Annotated in this window: 19 protein-coding genes and 1 pseudogene; 14 read left to right on the top strand and 6 right to left on the bottom strand. The window is 70.6% G+C overall.

Going from position 1 to position 23,835, the window contains the following annotated elements; translation table 11 throughout:
• The first annotated feature begins 51 nt into the window (after positions 1-51).
• Entirely contained in the window at positions 52-2,607 is a 2,556-nt protein-coding gene (locus tag G5T42_RS12090; protein ID WP_165128836.1) for an ATP-dependent Clp protease ATP-binding subunit, read from the top strand.
• Positions 2,608-2,939: 332 nt separating this feature from the next.
• Here G5T42_RS12090 and G5T42_RS12095 read toward each other — a convergent pair whose 3' ends face one another.
• Complete coding sequence (locus G5T42_RS12095; RefSeq protein WP_165128838.1) at positions 2,940-3,662, bottom strand: DUF72 domain-containing protein; 723 nt, start codon at positions 3,660-3,662, stop codon at positions 2,940-2,942.
• A 76-nt stretch (positions 3,663-3,738) separates the two neighbouring features.
• Positions 3,739-5,010 (bottom strand): endonuclease/exonuclease/phosphatase family protein, encoded by a 1,272-nt coding sequence (locus G5T42_RS12100; protein ID WP_165128839.1) that lies wholly within the window; start codon positions 5,008-5,010, stop codon positions 3,739-3,741.
• 211 nt (positions 5,011-5,221) lie between these two features.
• Here G5T42_RS12100 and G5T42_RS12105 point away from each other — a divergent pair, with 211 nt between their 5' ends.
• The 7 genes and pseudogenes from G5T42_RS12105 (at position 5,222) to G5T42_RS12135 (ending at position 12,626) form a co-directional block, all read left to right on the top strand.
• Positions 5,222-5,944, top strand: a complete 723-nt coding sequence (locus G5T42_RS12105; protein WP_241245801.1) for a DUF1684 domain-containing protein — start codon at positions 5,222-5,224, stop codon at positions 5,942-5,944.
• Positions 5,945-6,044: 100 nt separating this feature from the next.
• Entirely contained in the window at positions 6,045-7,580 is a 1,536-nt protein-coding gene (locus tag G5T42_RS12110) for an ABC transporter substrate-binding protein (protein ID WP_241245802.1), read from the top strand.
• Positions 7,581-7,609: 29 nt separating this feature from the next.
• Complete coding sequence (locus tag G5T42_RS12115) at positions 7,610-8,554, top strand: ABC transporter permease (protein WP_241245803.1); 945 nt, start codon at positions 7,610-7,612, stop codon at positions 8,552-8,554.
• The gene (locus tag G5T42_RS12120) at positions 8,551-9,420 is read left to right on the top strand and encodes an ABC transporter permease (protein ID WP_165128841.1); all 870 of its coding nucleotides are present in this window, start codon (positions 8,551-8,553) and stop codon (positions 9,418-9,420) included. Before G5T42_RS12115 ends, G5T42_RS12120 begins: the two co-directional genes overlap by 4 nt.
• Positions 9,417-10,262, top strand: a complete 846-nt coding sequence (locus G5T42_RS12125) for an ABC transporter ATP-binding protein (RefSeq protein ID WP_165128842.1) — start codon at positions 9,417-9,419, stop codon at positions 10,260-10,262. Before G5T42_RS12120 ends, G5T42_RS12125 begins: the two co-directional genes overlap by 4 nt.
• Positions 10,259-11,029, top strand: a complete 771-nt coding sequence (locus tag G5T42_RS12130; RefSeq protein ID WP_165128843.1) for an ATP-binding cassette domain-containing protein — start codon at positions 10,259-10,261, stop codon at positions 11,027-11,029. The genes G5T42_RS12125 and G5T42_RS12130 overlap by 4 nt, the downstream gene beginning before the upstream one ends.
• 80 nt (positions 11,030-11,109) lie before the next feature.
• A pseudogene (locus G5T42_RS12135) lies at positions 11,110-12,626 on the top strand (ATP-dependent DNA ligase).
• 60 nt (positions 12,627-12,686) lie between these two features.
• On the opposite strand, the gene G5T42_RS12140 reads toward G5T42_RS12135, so the two are convergent.
• Positions 12,687-14,093 (bottom strand): MFS transporter, encoded by a 1,407-nt coding sequence (locus G5T42_RS12140; protein ID WP_241245804.1) that lies wholly within the window; start codon positions 14,091-14,093, stop codon positions 12,687-12,689.
• 469 nt (positions 14,094-14,562) lie between these two features.
• On the opposite strand from G5T42_RS12140, the gene G5T42_RS12145 reads away from it, so the two are divergent.
• The 3 genes from G5T42_RS12145 to G5T42_RS12155 all read left to right on the top strand — a co-directional run bounded on the left by G5T42_RS12145 (position 14,563) and on the right by G5T42_RS12155 (position 16,780).
• Complete coding sequence (locus G5T42_RS12145) at positions 14,563-15,243, top strand: GntR family transcriptional regulator (RefSeq protein ID WP_165128845.1); 681 nt, start codon at positions 14,563-14,565, stop codon at positions 15,241-15,243.
• Positions 15,240-16,262, top strand: coding sequence for a 1-aminocyclopropane-1-carboxylate deaminase (locus tag G5T42_RS12150; RefSeq protein ID WP_165128846.1), 1,023 nt, complete (start codon positions 15,240-15,242; stop codon positions 16,260-16,262). Before G5T42_RS12145 ends, G5T42_RS12150 begins: the two co-directional genes overlap by 4 nt.
• 137 nt (positions 16,263-16,399) lie before the next feature.
• Complete coding sequence (locus tag G5T42_RS12155) at positions 16,400-16,780, top strand: hypothetical protein (protein WP_165128848.1); 381 nt, start codon at positions 16,400-16,402, stop codon at positions 16,778-16,780.
• Between the two features lie 106 nt (positions 16,781-16,886).
• On the opposite strand, the gene G5T42_RS12160 is transcribed toward G5T42_RS12155, so the two are convergent.
• Both G5T42_RS12160 and G5T42_RS12165 read right to left on the bottom strand, forming a co-directional pair.
• Entirely contained in the window at positions 16,887-17,699 is an 813-nt protein-coding gene (locus G5T42_RS12160) for a hypothetical protein (protein ID WP_165128850.1), read from the bottom strand.
• Positions 17,700-17,868: 169 nt separating this feature from the next.
• Positions 17,869-19,161, bottom strand: a complete 1,293-nt coding sequence (locus G5T42_RS12165; RefSeq protein WP_165128851.1) for a DUF4921 family protein — start codon at positions 19,159-19,161, stop codon at positions 17,869-17,871.
• A gap of 14 nt (positions 19,162-19,175) precedes the next feature.
• Here G5T42_RS12165 and G5T42_RS12170 point away from each other — a divergent pair, with 14 nt between their 5' ends.
• Positions 19,176-19,868 carry an NAD-dependent deacylase gene (locus tag G5T42_RS12170; RefSeq protein ID WP_165128853.1) on the top strand — a complete coding sequence of 231 codons (693 nt, stop codon included), beginning with the start codon at positions 19,176-19,178 and terminating at the stop codon, positions 19,866-19,868.
• Positions 19,869-19,985: 117 nt separating this feature from the next.
• Here the strand turns inward: G5T42_RS12170 and G5T42_RS12175 are convergent, their stop codons facing one another.
• Positions 19,986-21,356 carry an MFS transporter gene (locus tag G5T42_RS12175; protein ID WP_165128855.1) on the bottom strand — a complete coding sequence of 457 codons (1,371 nt, stop codon included), beginning with the start codon at positions 21,354-21,356 and terminating at the stop codon, positions 19,986-19,988.
• A gap of 148 nt (positions 21,357-21,504) precedes the next feature.
• Here G5T42_RS12175 and G5T42_RS12180 point away from each other — a divergent pair, with 148 nt between their 5' ends.
• Complete coding sequence (locus G5T42_RS12180; RefSeq protein WP_165128857.1) at positions 21,505-22,899, top strand: FAD-linked oxidase C-terminal domain-containing protein; 1,395 nt, start codon at positions 21,505-21,507, stop codon at positions 22,897-22,899.
• A complete protein-coding gene (locus G5T42_RS12185) occupies positions 22,896-23,714 on the top strand; it encodes an alpha/beta hydrolase (protein WP_165128859.1) in 819 nt (272 codons plus the stop codon). Before G5T42_RS12180 ends, G5T42_RS12185 begins: the two co-directional genes overlap by 4 nt.
• The last annotated feature ends 121 nt before the right edge of the window (positions 23,715-23,835 follow it).

The raw sequence follows: 23,835 nt of genomic DNA on the forward strand, positions 1-23,835 counted from the left end.
CGACTCAACTTGGTGGATCCGATTCGATCACTTTCATGGAGACACACGGGAATGCCCGAAGACTTCACACCCCAGACCGGCGACGCCGACAGCGCCGGCTCGTTCGACGAGTTCCTCGCGCGCTACCTCGCGGGGGAGCGCGCCCGCGCGGAGCGTTCGATCGACCTCACGCGCTTCCTGAGCGTGCGCACCCAGGACGCCCTGCAGCGCGCGGGCCGCTTCGCGCTGGAGCGCGGGCAGAGCGAGCTCGACGCGCTGCACGTGCTGCGCGTCCTGATCGACGAGGACCCCGCGAAGGAGGCCGTGCGCCGCATCGGCGCCGACCCGCGCGCCATCACGAAGGCGGCCGAGGAGCGACTTCCCGCGGCGACCGCGCCACAGGACGCCGACGGCGCCGTCGTGACGCCGTCCGTCACGCGCGCGCTCTTCCACGCGTACCAGGTCGCCCGCTCGTCGGGTTCGACGTACATCGATCCGGAGCACCTCTTCTTCGCGCTCGTGCTGGCGCAGGACACCCCCGCCGGACGCATCCTCGCCGAGGCGGGCGTCACCGCCGAAGCGCTGACCGAGGGCGTGCGCGAGACCGTGGTGCCCGCGGGAGCGCCCACGGCGGACGAGTCCGCGCAGGACGCCGAGACGCCCATGCTCGACAAGTTCGGCACCGATCTGACGGCGCTGGCCGTCGATGGCCGGCTCGACCCCGTGATCGGGCGCGCCGACGAGATCGAGCAGACGATCGAGATCCTCAGCCGCCGCACGAAGAACAACCCCGTCCTCGTCGGCGAGGCCGGCGTCGGCAAGACCGCGATCGTCGAGGGGCTCGCACAGGCCATCGCCGACGGCGGCGTGCCCGAGCAGCTGCTCGGCAAGCGGGTCGTGTCGCTCGACCTCGGCGCCATGCTCGCCGGCACCCGGTACCGCGGCGACTTCGAGGAGCGCCTCACCAAGACGATGGACGAGGTCGCGTCGCTCGAGGGCGACGTCATCCTCTTCATCGACGAGGTGCACACCGTCGCGGGCGCCGGCGGCGGCGGCGAGGGCGCGATGGATGCCGGCAACATCCTCAAGCCCCGCCTCGCGCGCGGCGAGCTGCACCTTGTAGGTGCGACCACGCTGAAGGAGTACCGGACCATCGAGAAGGACCCGGCGCTCGAGCGCCGCTTCCAGCCGGTGCGCGTCGGCGAGCCCTCGATCGAGGACGCGGTGCTGATCCTTCAGGGGCTCAAGCCCGCGTACGAGGAGCACCACGGGGTGCAGTTCACGGATGCCGCGCTCCGCGCCGCCGTCGAACTCAGCGACCGCTACCTCACCGAGCGGGTGCTGCCCGACAAGGCCATCGACCTCATCGACCAGGCGGGCGCGCGCCTGCGGCTCAAGCTTGGAGCGCTCGTCGACGTGACGGCGCTCGTCGAGCGGCTCGCGACCCTCGAGGCCGACAAGAACGCCGCGGTGTCGGCGGAGCACTACGAAGAGGCCTCGCGCATCCGCGACCAGATCGCGGCCGTGCAGGCGAAGCTCGAAGACGCCACCTCGCGTGGTGCGGTCGCCCGGGGCGAGGCGGTCGTCGACGAGCCTGAGATCGCCGCGGTCATCAGCCGCGCGACCGGCATCCCGGTCAATCGCCTCACCGAGACCGAGCGCGAGCGCCTCGCCTCGCTCGAGAGAGAGCTGCACGCCCGCGTCATCGGGCAGGAGGACGCCGTGACGGCGGTCGCCAAGGCCGTCCGCCGCAACCGCACGGGCATGGGCGACAGCCGCCGGCCGGTCGGCTCGTTCCTCTTCCTCGGCCCGACGGGCGTCGGGAAGACGGAGCTCGCCAAGTCGCTCGCGCAGTCGCTGTTCGACGACGAGGGCGCGGTCATCCGCTTCGACATGAGCGAGTTCGGCGAGCGGCACACCGTGTCGCGGCTCGTCGGCGCCCCTCCCGGATACGTCGGCTACGACGAGGCGGGGCAGCTCACCGAGCGCGTCCGCCGCAACCCCTACGCCGTCGTCCTCTTCGACGAGATCGAGAAGGCTCACCCCGACGTCTTCAACCTGCTGCTGCAGGTGCTCGACGACGGCCGGCTGACCGATGGTCAGGGTCGGACGGTCGACTTCCGCAACACGGTCGTGATCATGACGTCGAACCTCGGCTCGGAGTTCCTCGCCAGTCGCGCCGGTGCCATCGGCTTCATCGCCGACGGTGGCGGATCGACTGGGTTCGGCAGCGAGAAGGACCTGCGTGATCGCGTGTTCGGCAAGCTGCGCGAGGCGATGCGCCCCGAGTTCCTCAACCGCATCGACGAGATCGTGCTCTTCCGCAAGCTCGAGAAGACGCAGCTGCGCGACATCGTGCGGCTCGTCCTCGACCACACGGAGGCGCGCCTCGCGAAGCGCGAAGTCACGCTGCGGGTGACGGATGCCGCGATCGACTGGCTCGCCGAGCACGGCTACGAGCCCGAGTACGGCGCGCGGCCGCTCCGCCGCCTCGTGCAGCGCGAGGTCGACGACCGCATCGCCGAGCTCTTCGTCGACGGTACGCTCGTCGACGGCGGCGTGGTCCAGGTGGATGCCGCGGGCTCGGAGCTCGTCGTCCGGTCGGAGGCTCTGGCCGCCGCGGCCTAACCCGGGGCTCCCCGCGCCCCCGGCTTCCGCCGCCGAAACCACACTCTCGTGCCCGAACCCATACGCCGGCTCACCCGGACGTGTGGGTTCGGGCACAGTTGTGTGGGTTCGGCGCGGGGACCGGGTGGCCCCGGGGACCGACGCCGAAGCCGAGCCCGGCGAGCGGAGGCCGAGGCCGGGGATCGCCGCCGCGCGGGTCGACCGGCATCCCGCCGAAACCACACTCTCGTGCCCGAACCCATACGCCGGCTCACCCCGGACGTGTGGGTTCGGCCACAGTTGTGTGGGTTCGGCGCAGGGGTCAGAGGCCGGGAGGGGGCCGCGGGGAGGCGTCAGGCGCCCAGCATCCGCTTCAGGGTGCGGGCGTTGCGGACGGCGTTGCCGCCCCCGTCGTTGTTGAAGTACCCGTACACCTCGTGGCCTCCCCGCTCCCACTCGCGGATGCGCTCGGCCCACCACGCCATGTCGTCGTCGGAGTACGAGCCGCCGTACAGGTGCTCGGAGTCCGGCCCATGCCAGCGCACGTAGACGAGCTTCGCCGTTGCACGCAGGATGCAGGGGAGCTTCGCGCCGCTCATGACGCAGTAGGCGGCGCCGTGGCGTTCCAGGAGGGCGAAGACCGCGTCATCCGTCCACGAGTCGTGCCGGAACTCCACGACGGGGCGCGTCCAGTCCGGCAGGGCGCCGAGGAAGTAGTCGAGCCGGGCGTCGTCGCGCTGCATCGTGGGCGGCAGCTGGACGATGAGCGGTCCCCGCTTGCCGCGGAGCTCGTGGAGTCCCGCCGTCACTCGCTCGATCCACTGCTCGGGTTCGCGCAGGCGCCGCGCGTGCGTGAGGCCGCGCGGCGCCTTCACTGTCATCTCGAAGCCCTCGGGCAGCTTCTGCCGCCACCCGGCGAAGCGCACCGGCGGCGGCCAGCGGTAGAAGCTCGCATTCAGTTCGACGGTGTCGAACTCGCGCTGGTAGATCTCCAGCCACCGGCTCGGGGGCGCGCTCGCGTAGAGCGTGCCCCGCCAGTGCTGGTAGCTCCAACCCGACGTGCCGATGCGGACCATGCCTCCATCGTGCGCAACCGGCGACTCCTCCACGACGGGCTTGCCGTCGTGGAGGAGTTCGGGCTATGCCGGCGTCTCAGTGCCCGACGCGGGGCACCTGCAGGTCGACCCACACGAGACGGTGGTCGCTGCTCGGGAACGGGAACGTCCCCGTGAGCGCTGACAGCGGATCGGCCGATGCGGGCCAGAACACTCCGGCGTCGACGACGGAGAGCTTCCTGGACGGCAGCACGTAGTCCGCGCGCAGGTTGCCGGGGGCAGTGTCGGCGAAGTCGGCGGTGTCGTACGCCGGGTCGCCTCGGTGCGTCAGGTTGGCTCCGCCCTGGAGAACGGATGCCTCGGGCCCGCCCTCGGATGTCGGGAGCGGGTCGGTGATCCGGCGGTTGTCGAGCAGCTGGTCGATCGCGGCATCCACCGAATCGCCGTCCAGCGGGTCGGCGTTGTGGTCGCCCACGATGACGAACGACTCCGCGGGGCTGAGCCCACCGCGTCCGCCCTCGTCGTCGTAGATGTACCTGCCCTTGCCCGGCGTGATGTAGTCGGCCCAGAAGCGGATCTCGTCGTGGTTGCGACGCCCGTTGCGGTCCTCGGGCCCGTCGAAGGTCGGCGGGGTGGGGTGGTCGGCGAGGATGTGCACCGTCTGGCCGCCGACCTGCACCGGCACGTCCCAGTGCGATTTGCTGGAGAGCCGGAACACGTCGAGCTCCTCCGGCGAGTACCAGTCGGCCGGCGCGGCGGTCGCCGGGTCGTCCGGGAGCAGCGCGCCCGGCATGTCCTTCCACAGGAAGTGCTGGAACGTGCGCACCTCATCGGTTCGAATCGGCAGCTTGGAGAGCACGACCATCCCGTACTGCCCGGGGAACAATCCGAAGCCCAATGCGTCGTCGCCGCCCGACACGACGCCGTTGTTGTTGAGGTCGAAGCCGCTCGGGACGCCCGTGTTGGACGGCGCGACGAAGGCGTACGGGAACTCGATCGGATCGGCGCCGTGCTGCGACACCTCGAGGTAGTTGTCGCGGAAGAGGTCGACGGCTGCGCCGCCCTCGACGTAGTCGAACTCGTTGAGGAGGATGACGTCCGGGTCCGCCCGCTGAATGATCTCGGCGACCGTGCGTGCCTGCACGTCGTCGCCGGTCGAGAGGTCCTCTACGAGCTCGCCCTGCGTGTTGCGGTTCAGCGACAGGTTGAAGGTCGCCACGCGGATCGGCTGGTCTTGAACGGGGCGGCCGGCGGATACGGGGGCCGTATCGGCCGCCGTGGCAGGCGACGCGAGGAACGCGCCGCCGAGCGCGAGTGCGCCGGCTGTCGCGGCCGCGATCGCGGGTCGGGTCCGGAGGGGGAGGGACATGCAGAACTCCTTCGTTGTGCGATGGGGTGATACTCGCCTCTGCCACGGTGCGGCACAGACCTCACCACGCTATTGCGCGCGGGTGACGCGGCAAGCAACGGCGGATGAGGAAGCTCTCACGACACGCCCGGGGAACCGAAACAGGGGGAAACGGAATTTCCGAGCGGCGCTCGCCATTTGGTCTGCTGTGAGTGTGAGTACAACGACAGCAGTGAGCCAGCACGAGGAATGGATCGAATCCCGCCGCACGTACGTGACGGCACCGCAGGGCCCGCTGTCTCTGGTTCTCACCCACTGGTCGCCCGCGGGGGCGCCGCCCGTCGATGAGGCCACAGCCCGCGAGGGCCAGCCGGCGGACGCCGTCTTCACGCGGCTCCGCCGCGACGACATCGACTCGGGCGAGCAGCAGGAGGGCTACCGCATCTGGCGCCAGGACTCCCCGGCCCAGCAGGCGTTCGAAGAGATCGAGTACTACGACTACGACCCCGCGTGGGTCATCGAGGGTCGCTTCGAGCTCGTCGACGAGCAGCGGGTGGTTCCCTTCGAGCACATCAAGGATGCCGGGGCCACGCGGGGCCTCCCCGTCTCCGGCGACCTCGTGTTCGAGGTCGACGGCACGCAGTACCGCCTGAACGCCTTCGACACGAACTACAGCGGGATCTGGAAGCTCCAGCTGGTGTTCGGCGACCGCACGAACGGCGTCGAGAGCTACGGCGCGGGCCGCTTCCTGTTCCTCGACCACCCCGCCGGCGAGCGCGAGCTGGCGTCGGGTGACAGCATCCCGATCACGATCGATTTCAACCGGGCGATCGTGCCGCCCTGCGGGTTCTCGAACCAGATGAACTGCCCGCTGCCGCCGCTGCAGAACCGTCTGCCCTTCGCGCTCCGCGCCGGCGAGAAGCGCGTGCGCTACGCCGACGGCTTCTCGCTCTGAGCCCACTCCCGCGCTGCGGGCGGCAGCACCCACGTCCGCAGCACCCCGTCCGCAAGACCCTGCCCTCGCACGACCTGCCCCCCACAGTGAAGGACCTGACGTGACCGCACGCCATCGTCGTACCCGAATCTCCGCCGCGATCGCCGCGGCGACCGCCGGACTCCTGCTTCTCGCCGGCTGCGCGAGCGGCGGCGCTCCCGCCTCGTCCGCCTCGGCGGCGGCTGCGGCCGACCCCGACGCCGAGATCGTCGTCGGCTCGCAGAACGAGCCCACGAACCTCGACCAGATCTTCGGCGGAAGCTCGGGCGTCACCGAGGTCTTCACGGGGAACGTCTACGAGGGTCTCTTCAAGATCACGGACGACGCCGGCGTCGAACCGCTTCTCGCCGCAGACACGAAGGTGTCGGACGACGGCCTCGTCTACACCTTCACGCTGCAGGACGACGCGACCTTCCACTCGGGTGCGCCCGTCGACGCCGAGGCCGTGAAGTACAGCCTCGAGCGCTTCATCAGCGAGGAGTCGATCGCAGCCCGCAAGCGCCAGCTGAGCGTCATCGACCACGTCGACGTCGTCGACGACAAGACCGTCGCCGTGACCCTCACGCAGCCGTCGATCAGCTTCACCTACAACCTCGGCTATGTCTGGATCGTCAACCCCGCGGCCGGCGACCTCACGGCGAACGAGGACGGCAGCGGGCCCTACAAGCTCGCCGACTACCGCAAGGGCGACTCGATCACGCTCGAGTTGAACGACGACTACTGGGGCGAGAAGCCGAAGAACGGCGGGGTGGTCTACCAGTACTACGCCGACCCGACCGCCCTCAACAACGCCCTGCTGACGGGCGCCGTCGACATCGTGACCAGCCAGTCGAACCCCGACAGCCTGTCGCAGTTCGAGTCGTCGGGCTTCCAGATCATCGAGGGCACCTCGACGACGAAGGAGCTCCTGGCGTTCAACGACCGCAACGCACCCTTCGACAACGCCGACGTGCGCAAGGCCGTGTACTCGGCGATCGACCGCGAGAAGCTGCTCGACGCCATCTGGGACGGCCGCGGCCAGCTCATCGGCTCGATGGTGCCGCCGTCGGAGCCGTGGTACCTCGACCTGGCCGACAACAACCCGTACGACACGAAGCTCTCCGAGCAGCTGCTCGCCGACGCCGGGTACGCCGACGGCTTCGAGTTCACGCTCGAGACGCCGGACTCGGGCGTGCACTCGACGGTGGCGGAGTTCGTCAAGTCGGAGCTCGCGAAGGTCGGCATCACCGTGAACATCGACGTCATCACCGACGACGAGTGGTATCAGAAGGTCTACACCGACAAGGACTTCCAGGCGACGCTCCAGGGCCACGTCAACGACCGCGACATCAACTTCTACGGGAACCCCGACTTCTACTGGGGCTACGACAACGCGGACGTCCAGAAGTGGCTCGCCGACTCGGAGGCCGCCTCGTCGACCGAGGAGCAGACCGAGCTGGTCAAGAAGGCGAACCAGCAGATCTCGGATGACGCGGCCAGCGTCTGGCTGTACCTCAACCCGCAGCTGCGCGTCGCGGCCGAGGGCATCGGCGGAGTTCCGCAGAACGGTCTGAACTCGCTGTTCTACGTCTACGACATCGAGAAGGCGGCGTCATAAGCGCTTATCTGATCCGACGGACGGGATTGTTGCTGCTGGCGTTCGCGCTGGCGGCGACAATCCTGTTCGTCGTGCTGCGCGTGCTCGGCAATCCAGTGTTCGCCCTCATCTCGGTGGGGGCGACGGATGCCGACATCGCCGCAGCAGCGGCGCGTCTGGGCGTCGACCGGCCGATCTGGGAGCAGTACGGGGACTACCTGGCGCAGCTGGTCACCCTGAACCTCGGCGAGTCGTTCACGAACCACCTGTCGGTCGGCGACGAGATCCTGCGGCGGCTCAACGTGACGCTGCCGCTGACGATCATGTCGTTCCTCCTGGCCGTCGCGATCGCGGTGCCGGTCGGGTTCTTCGCGGCCTGGAAGTCGCGCACCTGGTACGGCGCGACGTTCTCCGCCCTGTCCCAGCTCGGCGGAGCGATCCCCGTGTTCTGGGTCGGCATCCTGCTCGTCGGCGTGCTCTCCCTCGGGTGGCGGCTTTTCCCCGCGGGAGGCTTCCCCCGCACGGACTGGGACGACCCCGGCGCCGCCTTCTACTCGCTGACGCTGCCCGTCGTGACGATCGCGCTCGTCGCGGGGAGCGACCTCGCACGCTACGTGCGGAGCGCCACACTCGACATCCTGGGTCAGCAGTACATGCGGGCAGCGCGCGCGACGGGGCAGAGCTTCGGCTCGGCGCTGTGGCGTCACGGCGTGCGCAACGCCGTCGTGCCCGTCGTGTCGATCCTCGCGATCATGCTGTCGACGACCTTCGTCGGCGCCGTCGTCATCGAGCGCGTCTACGCCCTGCCGGGCCTCGGCGACATGCTCCTCGTCGGCATCAAGGAGCAGGACTTCCCAAGCGTGCAGGGCGTGCTGCTCTTCTCCACGGCGCTCGTGCTGCTGCTCGGCTTCGCCGCCGACATCGTGCAGCGCCTGATCGACCCGCGCCTGCGCGACTCCCTGTCGGGCAACCGCCGTGCGAGGGCTGCCGCATGACCGTCACCATCCCGACGATCGCCGTCGAGGCGCCGCCCCGGCGCCGGCCTCGGGCGCGCCGCTCGATCAACCTCGTGGTCGGGTCGGTCCTCTTCGGCGTGATCCTCGTCGTCGCCATCGTGTCGTTCTTCTGGACGCCCTACGGCCTCGAGGACACGACGGGCGACCGGCTCCTCGCCCCGACCGCCGACCACTGGGCCGGCACCGACCGGCTCGGGCGCGACCTCTTCTCGCAGCTCATGGTCGGGGCCCGTCTCGCGGTGCTGGTCGGCTTCGGGTCGGTGCTTATCGCCGCCGTCATCGGCGTGACGTTCGGCATCGTCGCCGCGGTCGCCAACCGGTGGCTGGACGATGCCATCTCGAGCCTCCTCGACATCGCGATCGCCTTCCCGACGCTGCTCCTCGCGATGCTCATCGTCGCGTGGCGTGGAGCGTCGCTCGAGTCGGCGATCCTCGCGATCGGACTCGCCGGGTCCGCCGTGATCGCGCGTCTGACGCGCGTCACGGCGACCCGCGTGCTCGCGGAGGACTTCGTGACGGCGTCCCGCACCTCGGGCACCGGGCGCCTGCGCCTCATCGGCATCCATGTCCTCCCGAACGTCTGGCCGACCCTCGTCGTGCCGCTCGCGCTGCAGTTCGGCGGGGCCGTGGTGGCCGAGGCATCCCTCTCGTACCTGGGACTCGGTTCGCCGCCGCCCAACGCCTCGTGGGGACGGATGCTGCAGGAGGCCCAGAGCACGGTGCTCGTGTCGCCCTGGGCGGCGATCCTCCCCGGCATCCTGCTCGTCGCCACGATCATCGGCATGAACCTCCTCGCCGACGGCCTGCGCGACGTGGCCGACCCGACCTCGCGGAGCATCCGGTGAGCGCCCTCCTGACCCTGGACGGACTCGGCGTCACGCTCGACGGCGCCGAGGGGCGCGAACTCGTCGAGGCCGTGTCGTTCGTCCTCGAACCCGGCGAGCGGCTCGGCATCATCGGCGAGTCGGGTTCGGGAAAGTCCGTCACGGCGCTCGCGATCCTCGGCCTGCTCGCCTACCCGTTGCAGGCGCGGGGGAGCGCCGTGCTCGACACGCCCTCGGGGCCCGTCGAGGTCGTCGGCGCCTCGCAGCGTCGGCTCGACGGCGTCCGCGGGTCGGTCGTGAGTGCCGTCTTCCAGGAGCCGCTCGCGTCGCTGGACCCCCTCATGCGCGTGGGCAAGCAGCTCGCCTGGCCGCTTCGGCAGCACCTCGGCCTGCGGGGAGATGCCCTGCAGCGCGCCGTGCTCGACGCGCTCGCCGACGTGCAGCTGCCGAACCCCGAGCGCATCGCACGGTCGTACATCCACGAGATCTCGGGCGGACAGCGGCAACGCGTCGCGATCGCCCTTGCGCTCGCGGGCGGTCCGCGGCTGCTCATCGCCGACGAGCCCACGACAGCCCTGGATGTGACGGTTCAGGCGGGCGTGCTCGACCTCCTCCAGCGCGAGGTCACCGAGCGGGGGATGTCGCTCATCTTCATCAGCCACGACCTCCCCGTCATCTCGGAGGTCGCCGACCGCGTGCTCGTCATGCGCCAGGGGCGTCAGGTCGAGCTTGCCGAGACGGCGCAGCTGCTGCGCGAGCCCGCTCATCCGTACACGCGGACGCTGGTCGAGGCTTCCCGCGAGCTGGACGCCTTCCTCCCGGCGTCGACGGGACGTGCAGGCCGGACGGAGGAGGGACGATGACCGCCACGCCGCTGCTCGCCGCCGAAGGCGTCGGATTCCACTACGGGCACGGAGCGCCCGTGCTGCACGACGTGAGCCTCGCGGTTGCGCCGGGCGAGAGCGTCGGTCTCGTCGGCGAATCGGGGGCGGGCAAGACGACGCTCCTGCGGCTGCTGCTGGGACTGAACGAGCCGACGAGCGGACGGATCCTGTTCGGCGGCCGGCCGCTGTCGCGCGCCGATCGGGTGGGGATGCGGGAGTTCCGCCGGGCCGTCCAGCCCGTGTACCAGGACCCGTTCTCGTCGCTCGACCCCCGCATGACGGTGGGCGACTCGATCGCCGAGCCGCTGAGGTCGCTGGGGATCCCCGGGGGTCGTGCCGAGCGGGCCGCGCGCGTTGCGGAGCTGCTGAAGGCCGTCGATCTGCCGGCCGATGCGGCCGAACGGTTTCCCGACGCCTTTTCGGGCGGGCAGCGTCAGCGCATCGCGATCGCTCGAGCCCTCGCGCCCGAGCCGAAGCTGCTCCTCGCCGACGAGCCCGTCAGCGCGCTCGACACGTCGGTGCGGATGCTCGTCATCGAGCTCTTCCTGCGCCTCGCCCGCGAGCGCGGCATCGGCATGCTCCTCGTGTCGCACGACCTCACGATCGTCTCGGCGCTGTGCGCCCGCATGACGGTCCTCGAGGGCGGTCGCGTCGTGGAGGAGGGGCCGACCGAATCGGTGCTCTCGGACCCGCACCACCACTACACGCAGCGCCTGCTGTCGTCGGTGCCCCGGCTTCCGGTCTGACGTACCGGCCGGCGCTCGCGCCCCCAGGGCGAAAGGGCAACTCTTGGCGCGATGTCGTCGGCCGGTGGGACAATGCCGGGATGCTGCTGACCGCCGTCGTCGAGACCGCCGAGGCGGTCGGGGCCACTCGCTCGCGCCTCGCCAAGATCGACGCGCTCGCATCCCTTCTGCAGCAGCTCGAGTCGGCCGAGATCCCGATCGCGGTGGGGTTCCTGACGGCGAGCCCGCGCCAGGGTCGCATCGGGGTGGGCTGGCGGGGTCTCTCAGCGCTCTCGGCCGAGCACGCGACCGAGCCGACCCTGACGATCGAAGAGGTCGACGAAGCGCTCGACGCGCTGGCCGAGGCGTCCGGAGCCGGATCCGTCGCCGTCCGCGGAGACGCGCTGCGCGGTCTCGCATCGCGGGCGACAGCCGCGGAGTGGGAGTTCCTGAGCCGCGTCATCCTCGGCGAGCTGCGCACCGGCGCTCTCGAGGGCGTGCTCCTCGACGCCGTCGCGCGGGCCGCCGACCGCGAGCCCGCCGTCGTGCGCCGCGCCGCCATGCTCTCGGGCGACCTGGGCGAGACGGCGCGGCTCGCCCTGACAGGAAGCGCAGACGACCTGTCGGCCATCGGCCTCGAAGTCGGTCGTGCCGTCCTCCCGATGCTCGCCTCGACCGCCGCGACGGTGACCGAGGCGGTGCAGTCGGTGGGCGAGGCATCCGTCGAATACAAGCTCGACGGAGCCCGCATCCAGGTTCACCGCCACGGCGACGACGTGCGCATCTTCACCCGCAACCTCGCCGACATCACGCATCGCCTGCCGGAGGTGGTCGACGTCGTGAAGGGGATGCCGGTGCACGACGTCATCCTCGACGGCGAGACCCTCGCGCTCGACGAGAACGACTCGCCGCGGCCCTTCCAGGACACGATGTCGCGGTTCGGGGCCGAGAAGGCGCGGGAAGTCGTGCTGCATCCGTGGTTCTTCGACGTCCTCCACGTCGACGGCCGCGACCTGCTCGATGAGCCCCTGCGGCTGCGCCGCGAGGAGCTCGGACGCATCGCGCCCGATCACCGCATCCCCGGCGAGGTCACCTCCGACCCCGAGGTCGCCGAGCGCGTCGCGGCCGACGCGCTCGACGCCGGCCACGAAGGCGCCGTCGTCAAGGCGATCGACTCCACCTATGCTGCGGGCCGCCGCGGCTCGAGCTGGATCAAGGTCAAGCCCGTCCACACGTTCGACCTTGTCGTGCTCGCGGCCGAATGGGGCTACGGCCGGCGCACGGGATGGCTGTCGAACCTGCACCTCGGCGCCCGCGATGCCACGGGGGAGTTCGGCGACGGGTTCGTCATGGTCGGCAAGACCTTCAAGGGGCTCACCGATGCGCTCTTGAAATGGCAGACCGAGCGGTTCCAGGAACTCGCCGTGCGCGAAACGCCCGGTACCGTCTGGCTTCCCCCGAGATCGTCGTCGAGATCGCGATCGACGGCGTGCAGCGCTCGACGCGCTACCCGGGCGGACTCGCGCTGCGCTTCGCGCGGGTCAAGCGCTACCGCGACGACAAGCGCCCCGAGGACGCCGACACGATCCAAGCGCTGCGCGGGATGCTCCGGGGCTGATGTCCCGCGTTCGATCCGGCGCGGCGGTCGTCAGGCGGCCCGGTCGGTCGCGCCGGCCGGTCAGGGCGCGGCATCCGTCTCGGACTCGCTCGACGGCACCGTCTCGCGCTCGCCCGCGTTCTCGGGCTCCTCGATCCGCACGGGCGGGATGAAGGCGCACGCGAGCAGCATGACGAGCGCCGACACGGCGACGCCGATGAAGACGGCGATCGAGCCGGACTGGATGGCCGCGGGCACGTCGGCTCCGCCCTTCGAGGCGATGAGCGCGTTGGCGATCGCTCCGAACACGGCGACGCCGACCGCGCTGCCGACGGAGCGGGCGAGCATGTTGGTGCCCGAGACCACGCCACGACGGCGCATGCCGACCGACGACTGCGCGGCGATGAGGCTCGGGGCGGCGACGAGGCCGAGGCCGAGGCCCACCACGAAGCATCCGACCGCCGTAAGCGCGATGGAGGGGGAGAGGGCGAACACGACGAGGAGGGCCGCTCCGAGGATCGCCAGCGTGCTGCCGATGAGCGTCGTGGCGCGGAAGCCGATCCGCAGATAGAACCTGCCCGCGAGCGCCGCCGACAGCGGCCAGCCCAGCGTGAGCGCCGCGACGGCGAGGCCCGCAGCCACGGGAACGGCCCCGGTGGTCGACTGCAGGAAGGTCGGCACGAACGACACGAGCCCGATGAGCACGACGCCGACGAGGAGCGCGACCACCGACGTCGAGACGACGATCCGGCTGGAGAAGACCCACGGCGCCAGGATCGGGTCCTCCGCTCGGCGCTCGACGAACGCGAACACGACGAGCAGGAGCGCTCCGATGCCGAAGGCCGCGAGGCTCTGCCACGAGAGCCACGCCCACGCGTTCCCGCCCTCGAGGAGGGCGAGGACGATGAGCACCAGGGCGGCCGTCAGCAGCACGGCGCCCGCGTAGTCGATGCGCTGCCGGTGCCGCTCGAAGGGCTGCCGGTAGTTGCGCCACAGCATCCACAGCGCCAGCAGGCACAGCGGCACGTTGATCCAGAAGATCCACCGCCACGACAGGTACTGGGCGAAGAGGCCGCCGATCGTCGGACCGGCGACGGCCGAGAACGCCCACACGCTGGCCAGGTAGCCCTGCGCCTTCGCCCGTTCGCGGACCGTGTAGATGTCACCCGCGATCGTCATCGCGACGGGGGTGATGGCGCCCGCGCCGAGGCCCTGGACGGCGCGGAAGGCGATGAGCGCCGTCATGTTCCAGGCAGTCGCACACAGCACCGACCCGATCAGGAAGAGCACGATGCCGGTGTAGATGACGGGCCGGCGGCCGATGATGTCGCTGAGCTTCGCGTACACCGGGACCGACGCCGCCTGCGCGAGCGTGTAGATCGAGAACAGCCACGGGAACTGCTCGAAGCCGCCGAACTCGTCGACGATCGTCGGGACCGCGGTCGCGAGGATGGTCGAGTCGATCGCGATGAGGAACGTCGACAGCATGAGGGCCAGGAGGATAGGCCCCCGGTCCGACCTGAGCCCCACGCCGTCCGACATGCTCTGCCCTCGCCTTCCGCCCGACCGCACAAGCCAACCACAGCGCCGGGGGGTGAAGGGCCGCTCGAGGTCGGACGGAGGCGGTTGCCCACGGGCGCTCGAGATCGCAGGAATCACCGTGCCGACGAGCTTGGAGCGGTGATTCGTGCGTTCTCGGCGGGTCTGGGCGGGTTGGGGCCCGCCCGCCGGACGGATGGCGGGGGCGGTTCGAGATCGGCGGGCCTCCGAATCCAGGGGCGGGGTCGGTCGAGATCGCGGAATCACCGCGCCGAGCGGCTTGGGGCGGTAATAAGTGCGATCTCGGCGGGTCTGGCGGAGGGAGGGCGGGTGGCCGGTGGCCGGTGGCCGGTGGCTGGTGCGTCAAAAACCGGCCGTCGATTTGACGCGGTTCGCTCAGCGGTGTGCAATATATTGCATGCCGCTATCACGCGCCGAGAGGCCGAGCTCGCTGCGCGATTACTCGTACGCGCAGTTGCGCGACGCGATCGTGAACGGGGAGCTCGCGCCGGGCGAACGCCTCCGCGACACCGAGCTCGAGGCGTGGCTGGGGGTGAGCCGCACGCCGATCCGCGAGGCGATCGCCCGCCTCGAAGCGGCCGGTCTCGTGCACACGCGCCGTGCGAAGGAGACGATCGTCGCACCGCTCGACGCGCGGGACGCCTTCGCCGCGCAGCGCATCGCGGCGAGCCTCCACGAGCTCGCGGTGCGCGACGCCGTGCCGCTCATGACCGAGGCCGATCTCACGGCCATGCGGGCCGCGAACGAGCGCTTCGCCGCGGCGCTGACGAGCGGGGACGTGGATGCCGCGATCGCCGCGGACGACGACTTCCACGCCGTCGCGGTCGGCGCGAGCGCCAATCCGCTGCTCCCCGGTCTCCTCGAGCAGGTGACGCCGCTGCTCCGGCGCCTCGAGCGGGCGCGCTTCGCCGGCCTCGCGGGCCGGGGGAGCGTGGGCGACCACGACCGCATCATCGCCGCGTGCGCCGACGGCGACCCCGACCGAGCCGCTCGACTCACCCGCGACAACTGGCTCACCCTCGAGCGGCTGCTCGCGGCATCCGGAACCGACGTACCCGACCCCGAGGAGACGAAATGACACTCGCCGACTTCCCGCGCCACTCGCTCATGTTCGGGCCGAGCCCGATCCACCCGCTCAACCGCCTGTCCGATCACCTCGGAGGCGCCCGCGTGTGGGCGAAGCGCGAGGACGTCTCGAGCGGCCTCGCCTTCGGCGGAAACAAGGTGCGCAAGCTCGAGTACCTCGTGCCCGAGGCTCTCGAGCAGGGCGCCGACACGCTCGTGTCGATCGGCGGGGTGCAGTCGAACCACACGCGTCAGGTCGCTGCGGTCGCGGCGCACCTCGGCATGAAGGCCGTGCTCGTCCAGGAACACTGGGTCAACTGGCCGGATGCCGTGAACGACCGGGTCGGCAACATCCTCCTGTCGCGGCTCATGGGCGCCGACGTGCGACTGTCGCCCGCGGGCTTCGGCATCGGGTTCAAGGACTCGTGGAAGGATGCGATCGCGGAGGTCGAGGCATCCGGCGGAAAGCCCTACGCGATCCCCGCGGGGGCGAGCGACCACCGGCTCGGCGGCCTCGGCTTCGCGAACTGGGCCCACGAGGTCAAGGCGCAGGAGGAGGAGCTGGGCGTCTTCTTCGACACGATCGTCGTCTGCACGGTGACCGGATCGACGCACGCCGGCATGATCGCGGGATTCGCCGATCTGCTCGAGAACTTCGGTGACCGGCCCCGCCGCGTCATCGGCATCGACGCCTCGGCGACGCTCGACGAGACGCGCGACCAGGTCGCGCGCATCGCGCGACGCACGGCCGACCTCATCGGGGTCGGCCGCGACCTGCGAGACGACGAGATCACGGTGCTCGAGGGATGGGCCGGCGACGAGTACGGGATCCCTGTCGAGTCCACCGACGAGGCGATCTACCTCACAGGCCGGCTCGAGGGCGTCATCCTCGACCCGGTCTACGAGGGCAAGTCGATGGCGGGGCTCATCGACCTCGTCTCGTCGGGCGAGATCCCGCGGGACTCGAACGTGCTCTACGCGCACCTCGGCGGCCAGCCCGCGATCAACGCCTACAGCGGCCGGTATCACTGACCCCGCGCACTCTGCACCGCCGAGGCAGGTCTTGTCGTCGAGGCGGGCCCCAGGCCGCTCCGCCTCGGCGGGTTACTCGGTCTCGACCAGATGTTCAAGAGGTCGTACCGGATGGTGCGGTCCGGTTGAGTAGAGGCATGCGCACCGCTGTTCGGTGGCTCCTCGCCGCTTCGATGATCTTCGCCGGGCTCAGCCACCTCTTCTGGGGTCGTCGGGAGTTCCAGAACCAGGTTCCCGACTGGGCACCCGAGATCGCGCCCATCGACAAGGACGGCATCGTCGTCGCCTCGGGCGTCGTCGAGGCCATGCTCGGCGCGGCGCTCATCGCACTCCCCAGGGAGCGTCGTCGCGTCGGCGCGATCCTCGCCGCGTTCTTCGTCGCGGTGTTCCCCGGGAACGTCGACCAGTGGCTGAAGCACCGCAACGGCTTCGGGCTCGACAGCGACGCGAAGCGCCTCGCGCGCCTGCCACTCCAGCCGCTGCTCGTCGCCGCGGCGCTCTGGTCGACGCGCCGTTGAGCTCGCCCCGCCGAGGCAGGTATTCCCGCCGAGGCAGGCCATCCCGGCGCGGCGGGCGCGCGTGCCAGCCTGCGTTGACGATGCGCCCTGTCTCGGTGGGGCGAGGTCAGTCCGGTGAGCCGAGCGGTCCGGTCGAGGTGCCGTCGGGCACCGTCGTGATGTCGACGAGCTCCTCGCGGCCGCTTCCGCCCGACGTCGTGACGGTCAGGACCGGCCCGACCCCGCGGGCATAGAACTTCAGCTCCTCGACGTCGGGTTCGAGCGGAGTGGTGTCGCGAGTCAGGAGCGCCCGTCTGTATGCGCCGTAGGGCACCTCCACGAGCTCGTCGATGCCGAGCACGGCTCCCTCGTCCTCCGCTTCGCCCTTCTTGTACTCCTGGCGGTACGCCATCCCAGGCGCGGGGTCGCCCGGCAGCGCGATTCCGGGAAGCGCGCCGTCGAGACCGGCCTCGAAGCTTCCCTCGCGCGAGGCCACAGCACCGTCCTCGAATTCAGCGGTGTCCTCGCCGAGGTACCAGATGGCGCCGTCGGCATCCTGGGCATACCAGTCGAACGTGTCCTCCACGAGCACGTCGCCACGGAAGACGCTGTCTCGCACGACCCGCGCCTCGATGCCGTTCGCCATCGTCCTCGTCGTGGAGGTGACGGTGACGAAGACCGTGAGGTCGCCCTCGGGGTCGCTCTCCCGATACGTCCAGCGGGTGCCGGGCTCCATGGGCCAGTACGGATTGTCGATCACGGTCGTGAAGTCGGCGGGGTCGAGGTCGACCGGGTCGCCGCCTGTCGGAAGAGCCTCTTCGGCGGGCGCCGTGCATCCGATGAGCGGCACGGCCGCCAGGATCGCGACGGTCGCGGCCACGGCTCGGTGCGCCTTCATGACGGATGCCTCGATTCGCGTTGCGGGATCTGCCTTCAGCATGCGCCTCCCCGCGCACGCGCGCGAGACGGGACCGGTTCGGACTTCTCGTGGAGGCGGTGACGGGTCCCGGGGCGCTGAGCGCGTCCCCTGGGCAGCGGGGGCGCCGAGGCGGGCTCTCGTGCCACCGGGCCCGGAGGATGCGCCGTGTCTCGGCGGCCGCTGCGCCGAGTCAGTCGGCGTAGCGGAGGCGAGCGTCCTCCGGGCGGCACTCGTCGCCGACGCGGATACCCTCGGCGATCCGGCCCTCGAGCCGCAGCCGCGTGAGGTCGGCCACCGCCCGGCGGCGCAGCTCCCACGGATCGATGGTGTTGACGTAGACCTTGGTGACGCCCTCGAACCCGGCGGGGTTCGAGATGCGCCACTTCAGCACGATCCGCCACGGCATGGGCCACGGCGCGCCGGGCGGGCTGTAGTGCCACTCCTCGTTCGTGGGCACGTGCACCCCTGTCACGGTGTGCAGCGCGTGAACGAGATCGGACACGGCCCGGATCTCGGCGGGGGAGTGCTCGTGCGGCAGGTTCGCCCTCGACCGGGAGTAGACCTCGAAGGCCGGATAGCGGTGGCCGACTCCAGCGAAAGCGACGGCGCCGTCGTTCGCCGCGACAACGAGGCCCTTCTCGACGGCGAGGTCGGCGATCGCATGCTGGTAGAGCTCGTGGTCGCCCGCGAGCAGCCGCAGCTCGTGATCGACCTGCGGCCCGTGCTCGTCGATCGCGACGAGTTGCTTGTGCAGGTGCTCGAACGACGCGCCCGCCGGTAGGAGCCAGTTCTGGAACACCGCGACATACGCGGCGTGCGGCTGCGATCGCGCGATGTCATCGAGCGACCGGGCCGTGAACGCGAAGTACTCCGCGTGCTCCCGCGGCGTGAGCACGCCAGAAGAAACGAGCTCGTCGTCGGTCTTCGCGCCGTCCACGACGTGCCGTCGCGCGACGATGACGTCGTGCGAGCCGCCGACGAGATCGAGTGCCGCTTCCTCGAGGCTCTGGACGGCTCCGGATGCCGCGGCCCGCACCGCAGCCAGATGCTCGATGTGCTCGCGACCGGCCGGTTCGGCGAGGTAGTCGCGCGCCCACGCCACCACCGATCCGGGCTGGCGGAACCCGTGGTTCTCCCGCCAGTACTCGGCCGAGACGATCTCGAAGAGGTTGCCGAAGCGGCGGAACTCCGCGGTCGTCTCGAACAGCCGGGAGGCGGGCACTCGCTGCAGTTCGGCGTAGTCGGCTCCTACGAGACGCGCCTTCTCCGGCGTCGTCTCGAGGTAGCGGTCCTCGCAGAAGGCGCAGAGGCCGGTCTCCTCGCCCCGTGCGAGCGCCCGGGGCTCATCGCGCATCATCTCGATCGGGCGGTGCGCGCGGCCGGGCACCGTCCACACCCGGGTGCCCGTGAGCGGCCCGATCTGCTTGACCGTCCCGTCCGGGAGGCGGGTCAGGGGGCTCTTCCCGGGCGCGGCGTCGCTCACGCCACAATGGTGCCATGCGCATCGTCGTGCTCACCGGCGCCGGGATCTCGGCCGAGAGCGGCGTGCCGACGTTCCGCGACGCGGACGGGCTGTGGGACGGCCATCGTGTCGAGGACGTCGCGACGCCGGAGGGGTTCGAGGCGAACCCCGACCTCGTGCTGCGCTTCTACGACGAGCGCCGGCGGGGCGTGGCATCCGTCGTCCCCAACGCCGCCCACTCCGCCCTCGCGCGGCTCGAGGAGGCGATCGGAGACGACCTCCTCGTCGTGACGCAGAACGTCGACGACCTGCACGAGCGGGCGGGCTCGCAGAACCTCGTGCACATGCACGGCGAACTCCGTCGGGCGCTGTGCACCGCGTGCGGTGCGCGGCCGGAGTGGACCGCCGATCTCATCGACCGTCCGCCCTGCCCCGCGTGCGGGGAGCGGAAGCTGCGCCCCGACGTCGTCTGGTTCGGTGAGATGCCCTACGACCTCGACCGCATCGAGCAGGCTGTGATCGCGTGCGACGTCTTCGTGTCGGTCGGCACGTCCGGCGCGGTCTACCCGGCGGCCGGGTACGTCGCCCTCGCGTCGGCGTTCGGCGCGCGGACCGTGGAGCTCAACCTCGTGCCGAGCGACGCCATCGTGCCTTTCGACGATGTGCGACCGGGGCCGGCGACCGAAGTCGTGCCGCGGTGGGCGGACGAGGTCATCAGCGCCCTCTAGCAGTGGCGCGTCATCCCGCCTCGCCAACGCCGACGGTGGCCGCCGCGCCCGTATGGATGCGGGGAAAAGCGGACCGCCCCGCCCCCGCAGAGGGACGAGGCGGTCGGGGATGCCGCGTCAGGCGTTCGCGGAGACCTTGTCTGCCGCGAGCCGCTCCTCGTCGAGCCGGTCGAGCTCGTGCAGCGACGCGCCCTTCGTCTCGCGCATCGAGATCACGGCGATGAGCGTCACCGCCGCGGCGATCGCGAGGTACACAGCGACCGGCACGTACGAGCCGTAGGCCGAGAGCAGTGCCGTCGCGATGATCGGCGCGAGCGAGCCGGCGACGATCGACGTGACCTGGTAGCCGAGCGAGACGCCCGAGTAGCGCATGCGCGTCGGGAACATCTCCGACATGATCGCCGGCTGCGGCGCGTACATGAACGCGTGGATGAACAGGCCCAGCGAGATCGCCGCGACGATGATGACGGGGTTCTTCGTGTCGAACATCGGGAAGGCGATGAAGCCCCACGCCGCCGCGCCGAGCGTGCCGAGGAGGTAGACGGGCTTCCGGCCGATCCGGTCGGTGAGCCCGCCGATGAGCGGGATCACGATCGCGTGGACGATGTGCGCGATGACGAGCAGGCCCAGGATCTCGGCCGTGTCGACCTTGAGCGCCACCGCGAGGTAGGTGATCGAGAACGTCACGACGAGGTAGTACATGATGTTCTCGGCGAAGCGGAGCCCCATCGCCGTCAGCACGCCGCGCGGGTAGCGCTTGATCACTTCGAGCACACCGTAGCGGGTCGCCTTGGACTGCTCGACCTGCTTCTGCACCTCGAGGAAGATCGGTGCATCCGTCACCTTGGTGCGCACGTAGTAGCCGACCGCCACGATGACGACCGAGAGCCAGAAGCCGATCCGCCAGCCCCACGCGAGGAACTGCTCCTCGGTGAGCGTGCGGCTGAGGATGAGCAGCACGACGGTCGCGACGAGGTTGCCGAGCGGGACGGCGGCCTGCGGCCACGACGCCCAGAAGCCGCGGGTCCGGTCGGGGGAGTGCTCCGAGACGAGCAGCACGGCACCGCCCCACTCGCCGCCGACGGCGAAGCCCTGCGCGAACCGGAGCGCGACGAGGAGCGCCGGCGCCCAGTAGCCGATCGCATCGAAGGTGGGCAGGCAGCCCATGAGGAACGTGGCGACGCCGACGAGGATGATCGCGAGCTGCAGGAGCTTCTTGCGGCCGTACTTGTCGCCGAAGTGGCCGAACACGATTCCGCCGAGGGGACGTGCGATGAACCCGACGGCGTACGTCACGAAGGCCGCGATGATGGGCGCGTACGGGTCGTCCGACGGCGGAAACATGATCTTGTTGAAGACGAGCGTCGCGGCGGTGGCGTAGAGGAAGAACTCGTACCACTCGACCACTGTGCCGGCCATGGATGCTGTGACGACCCGTCGAAGACTGGACTGCTTCAGGGGCGCGTCGGGTGCTGTGGCAGAAGCCATGCGCTGGACCTCCTTGTAGAGCGCGGATCGCGGCGGGGGAAGCCGCTCTGCGAGACCATACATGACAGTTGATTCAGGTTTCAACGGGTTGACGCCGCCGTCGGTGTGAAGAACCGCGGATCTTCTTCCGGACTAGCATCGGAAGGCCATGAACGACGTCGTCGAAGACCTCACCGCCACGCTTCCCCCCGGCGCTGTCTCCACCGATGCCGAGACCCGGGAACGCTGCAGCCGCGACGATGCCGAGTGGGCGGACTACGGGCTCCCGGCCGCCGTCGTGTTCGCGACATCGGTCGACGACGTCGTCCAGACCGTCCGCATCGCGGCGGAGCACGACATCCCCGTGGTCCCTCGGGGCGCCGGAACGGGCCTCTCCGGCGGTGCGAATGCGGTGAGCGGATGCCTCGTCCTCTCGCTCGAGCGCATGACCGAGGTCATCGAGGTGAACGTCGCCGAACGCTACGCCGTCGTGCAGGCGGGCGTCCTGAACGACGATCTGCGCAGACACGTCGCCGAGGTCGGGCTCTGGTACCCGCCCGACCCCGCCAGCATGTCGATCTCGACGATCGGCGGCAACGTCGCGACGAACGCCGGAGGCATCTGCTGCGTCAAGTACGGCGTCACGCGGGACTACGTCCTCGGCCTCACGGTCGTGCTCGCCGACGGCCGCGTGGCAGAGGTGGGCCGCACGACGGCCAAGGGCGTGACGGGCTACGACCTCGCCGCCCTCTTCGTCGGCTCGGAGGGCACCCTCGGCATCGTCGTCGAGGCGACGGTCAAGCTCCTGCCCCTCGGCGGCCGCGAGGAGCGGGCGATCGTCGGGTACTTCCGTTCGCTGACGGATGCCGGACGCGCCGTCGCCGCGGTGTCGTCGGCCGGGATCGTGCCCTCCGCCCTGGAGCTCATCGATCGCACGTGTCTGCACGCCGTCGCCGAGTGGCAGGGCTGGGACCTTCCCGAGGGCGCGAGCGCGCTCCTCCTCGCGAAGGTCGACGAGCCCGGCGATCGGGGCGAGGAGCTCGCTGGGCGCATCGCCGATGCATTCCTCGCGGCAGGCGGCGCCCAAGTCGAGCATGCCGTCGACCCCGAGGAGGTCGCGCGGCTTTTCGCCGCGCGACGGCTGGCCTATCCGGCACTCGAGCGCCTGGGTCCCGTGCTGACCGAGGACGTCTGCGTCCCACACTCGGCCGTCCCCGAGATGCTCGCCCGCATCGAGCGGGCGGCGGCCGATGAGGACGTCGTGATCGCCAACATCGCTCACGCGGGCGACGGCAACCTGCACCCGCTGATCATCGCTCCCGAGGGTGATGACGAGGCGAAGCGCCGCGCCAAGCGCGCCTTCGACCGCATCGTCGCGGACTGCCGGGCCCTCGGCGGGACGGTGACGGGCGAGCACGGCGTCGGTCTTCTCAAGCTGCCCGGTGCCGCCGCCGAGCTCAGCCCCGTCGTCCTCGACCTGCACGCCTCCATCAAGCAGGCGCTGGACCCGCGCGGCATCCTGAATCCCGGCAAGGCCTTCCCCGAACGGAGCGCGACCCGATGACCTCTCTCACCGCCGACGACGGCGTCCGGCTGGAGTACGGGGAGCACGGCGACCCCACGGGTCGGCCGGTCGTCCTCTTCGCGGGGTTCAAGGCGGCGGGTGCCAGCTGGCGGTATCAGGTCGAGCCCCTCGAGAAGGCCGGATATCGGGTGGTCGTCGCCGATCTCCGCGGTCACGGCGGCGCCGATCGGCCCGAGTCGGCTGTCGACATGGCGCGGCGAGGGCGGGATGTGCGCGACGTGCTGGAGGCGCTCGACCTGCGCGACGCGGTGCTCGTCGGGGGCTCGATGGGCGGCAACACGATCTGGTCGTACTTCGACCAGTTCGGCACCGACCGGGTGAGCGCCGTCGTCATCGTCGATCAGACGCCGAAGATGCTCAACGACGGCGACTGGACCCACGGGTTCTACGGGTACAGCGAGGCGAATGCCGACACCTATTTCGCGACGGGGATCCCGCAGACGGGCAAGGGCACGCCCATGGCGAAGCGCGGGATGCGGCTCGTCCGGCTCCTCCGCGCCATGAAGGGCGCAGAGCGCGAGCTCACGCCGGGGGAGCTCGCCCTCCTCGGCAACCACGCGAAGGCGGACTGGCGGTCCGTGATCGCGCGGACGCCGGTGCCGGTGCTGTTCGTTGCGGGTGCCGAGAGCGAGTTCTGGCCGTCTTCGCACGCGGATGCCTCGGCATCCCTCGCCCCGCAGGGTCGGTCGATCACGATCCCGAACGACGGCCACGCCGCCAACATCGAGCAGCCCAAGGCGTTCAACACCGCGGTGCTCGCGTTCCTCAGCGAGGTCGCGCCGCCGCGGCGGTAGTCGCGTCTCGCTGGCTGCGGACGTTTCGTCTGCGGCGCTTCGCGCCTCCGCTCAACGACCGGGGGTGCGCGGTTGCTCGGTCGTTGAGCGGAGCGGCGCAGCCGCGGAGACGAAACGTGTC

Origin of the sequence: Microbacterium sp. 4R-513, assembly GCF_011046485.1 — a bacterium.
Taxonomy (GTDB): domain Bacteria; phylum Actinomycetota; class Actinomycetes; order Actinomycetales; family Microbacteriaceae; genus Microbacterium.

What these genes read in the sequence shown, in the direction of transcription:
- G5T42_RS12090 (WP_165128836.1), top strand. Translation starts at nt 52, where the DNA reads ATGCCCGAAGACTTCACACCCCAGACCGGCGACGCCGACAGCGCCGGC.
- G5T42_RS12095 (WP_165128838.1), bottom strand. Translation starts at nt 3,662, where the DNA reads ATGGTCCGCATCGGCACGTCGGGTTGGAGCTACCAGCACTGGCGGGGC.
- G5T42_RS12100 (WP_165128839.1), bottom strand. Translation starts at nt 5,010, where the DNA reads ATGTCCCTCCCCCTCCGGACCCGACCCGCGATCGCGGCCGCGACAGCC.
- G5T42_RS12120 (WP_165128841.1), top strand. Translation starts at nt 8,551, where the DNA reads ATGACCGTCACCATCCCGACGATCGCCGTCGAGGCGCCGCCCCGGCGC.
- G5T42_RS12130 (WP_165128843.1), top strand. Translation starts at nt 10,259, where the DNA reads ATGACCGCCACGCCGCTGCTCGCCGCCGAAGGCGTCGGATTCCACTAC.
- G5T42_RS12140 (WP_241245804.1), bottom strand. Translation starts at nt 14,093, where the DNA reads ATGCTGTCGACGTTCCTCATCGCGATCGACTCGACCATCCTCGCGACC.
- G5T42_RS12145 (WP_165128845.1), top strand. Translation starts at nt 14,563, where the DNA reads ATGCCGCTATCACGCGCCGAGAGGCCGAGCTCGCTGCGCGATTACTCG.
- G5T42_RS12150 (WP_165128846.1), top strand. Translation starts at nt 15,240, where the DNA reads ATGACACTCGCCGACTTCCCGCGCCACTCGCTCATGTTCGGGCCGAGC.
- G5T42_RS12155 (WP_165128848.1), top strand. Translation starts at nt 16,400, where the DNA reads ATGCGCACCGCTGTTCGGTGGCTCCTCGCCGCTTCGATGATCTTCGCC.
- G5T42_RS12160 (WP_165128850.1), bottom strand. Translation starts at nt 17,699, where the DNA reads ATGCTGAAGGCAGATCCCGCAACGCGAATCGAGGCATCCGTCATGAAG.
- G5T42_RS12170 (WP_165128853.1), top strand. Translation starts at nt 19,176, where the DNA reads ATGCGCATCGTCGTGCTCACCGGCGCCGGGATCTCGGCCGAGAGCGGC.
- G5T42_RS12175 (WP_165128855.1), bottom strand. Translation starts at nt 21,356, where the DNA reads ATGGCTTCTGCCACAGCACCCGACGCGCCCCTGAAGCAGTCCAGTCTT.
- G5T42_RS12180 (WP_165128857.1), top strand. Translation starts at nt 21,505, where the DNA reads ATGAACGACGTCGTCGAAGACCTCACCGCCACGCTTCCCCCCGGCGCT.
- G5T42_RS12185 (WP_165128859.1), top strand. Translation starts at nt 22,896, where the DNA reads ATGACCTCTCTCACCGCCGACGACGGCGTCCGGCTGGAGTACGGGGAG.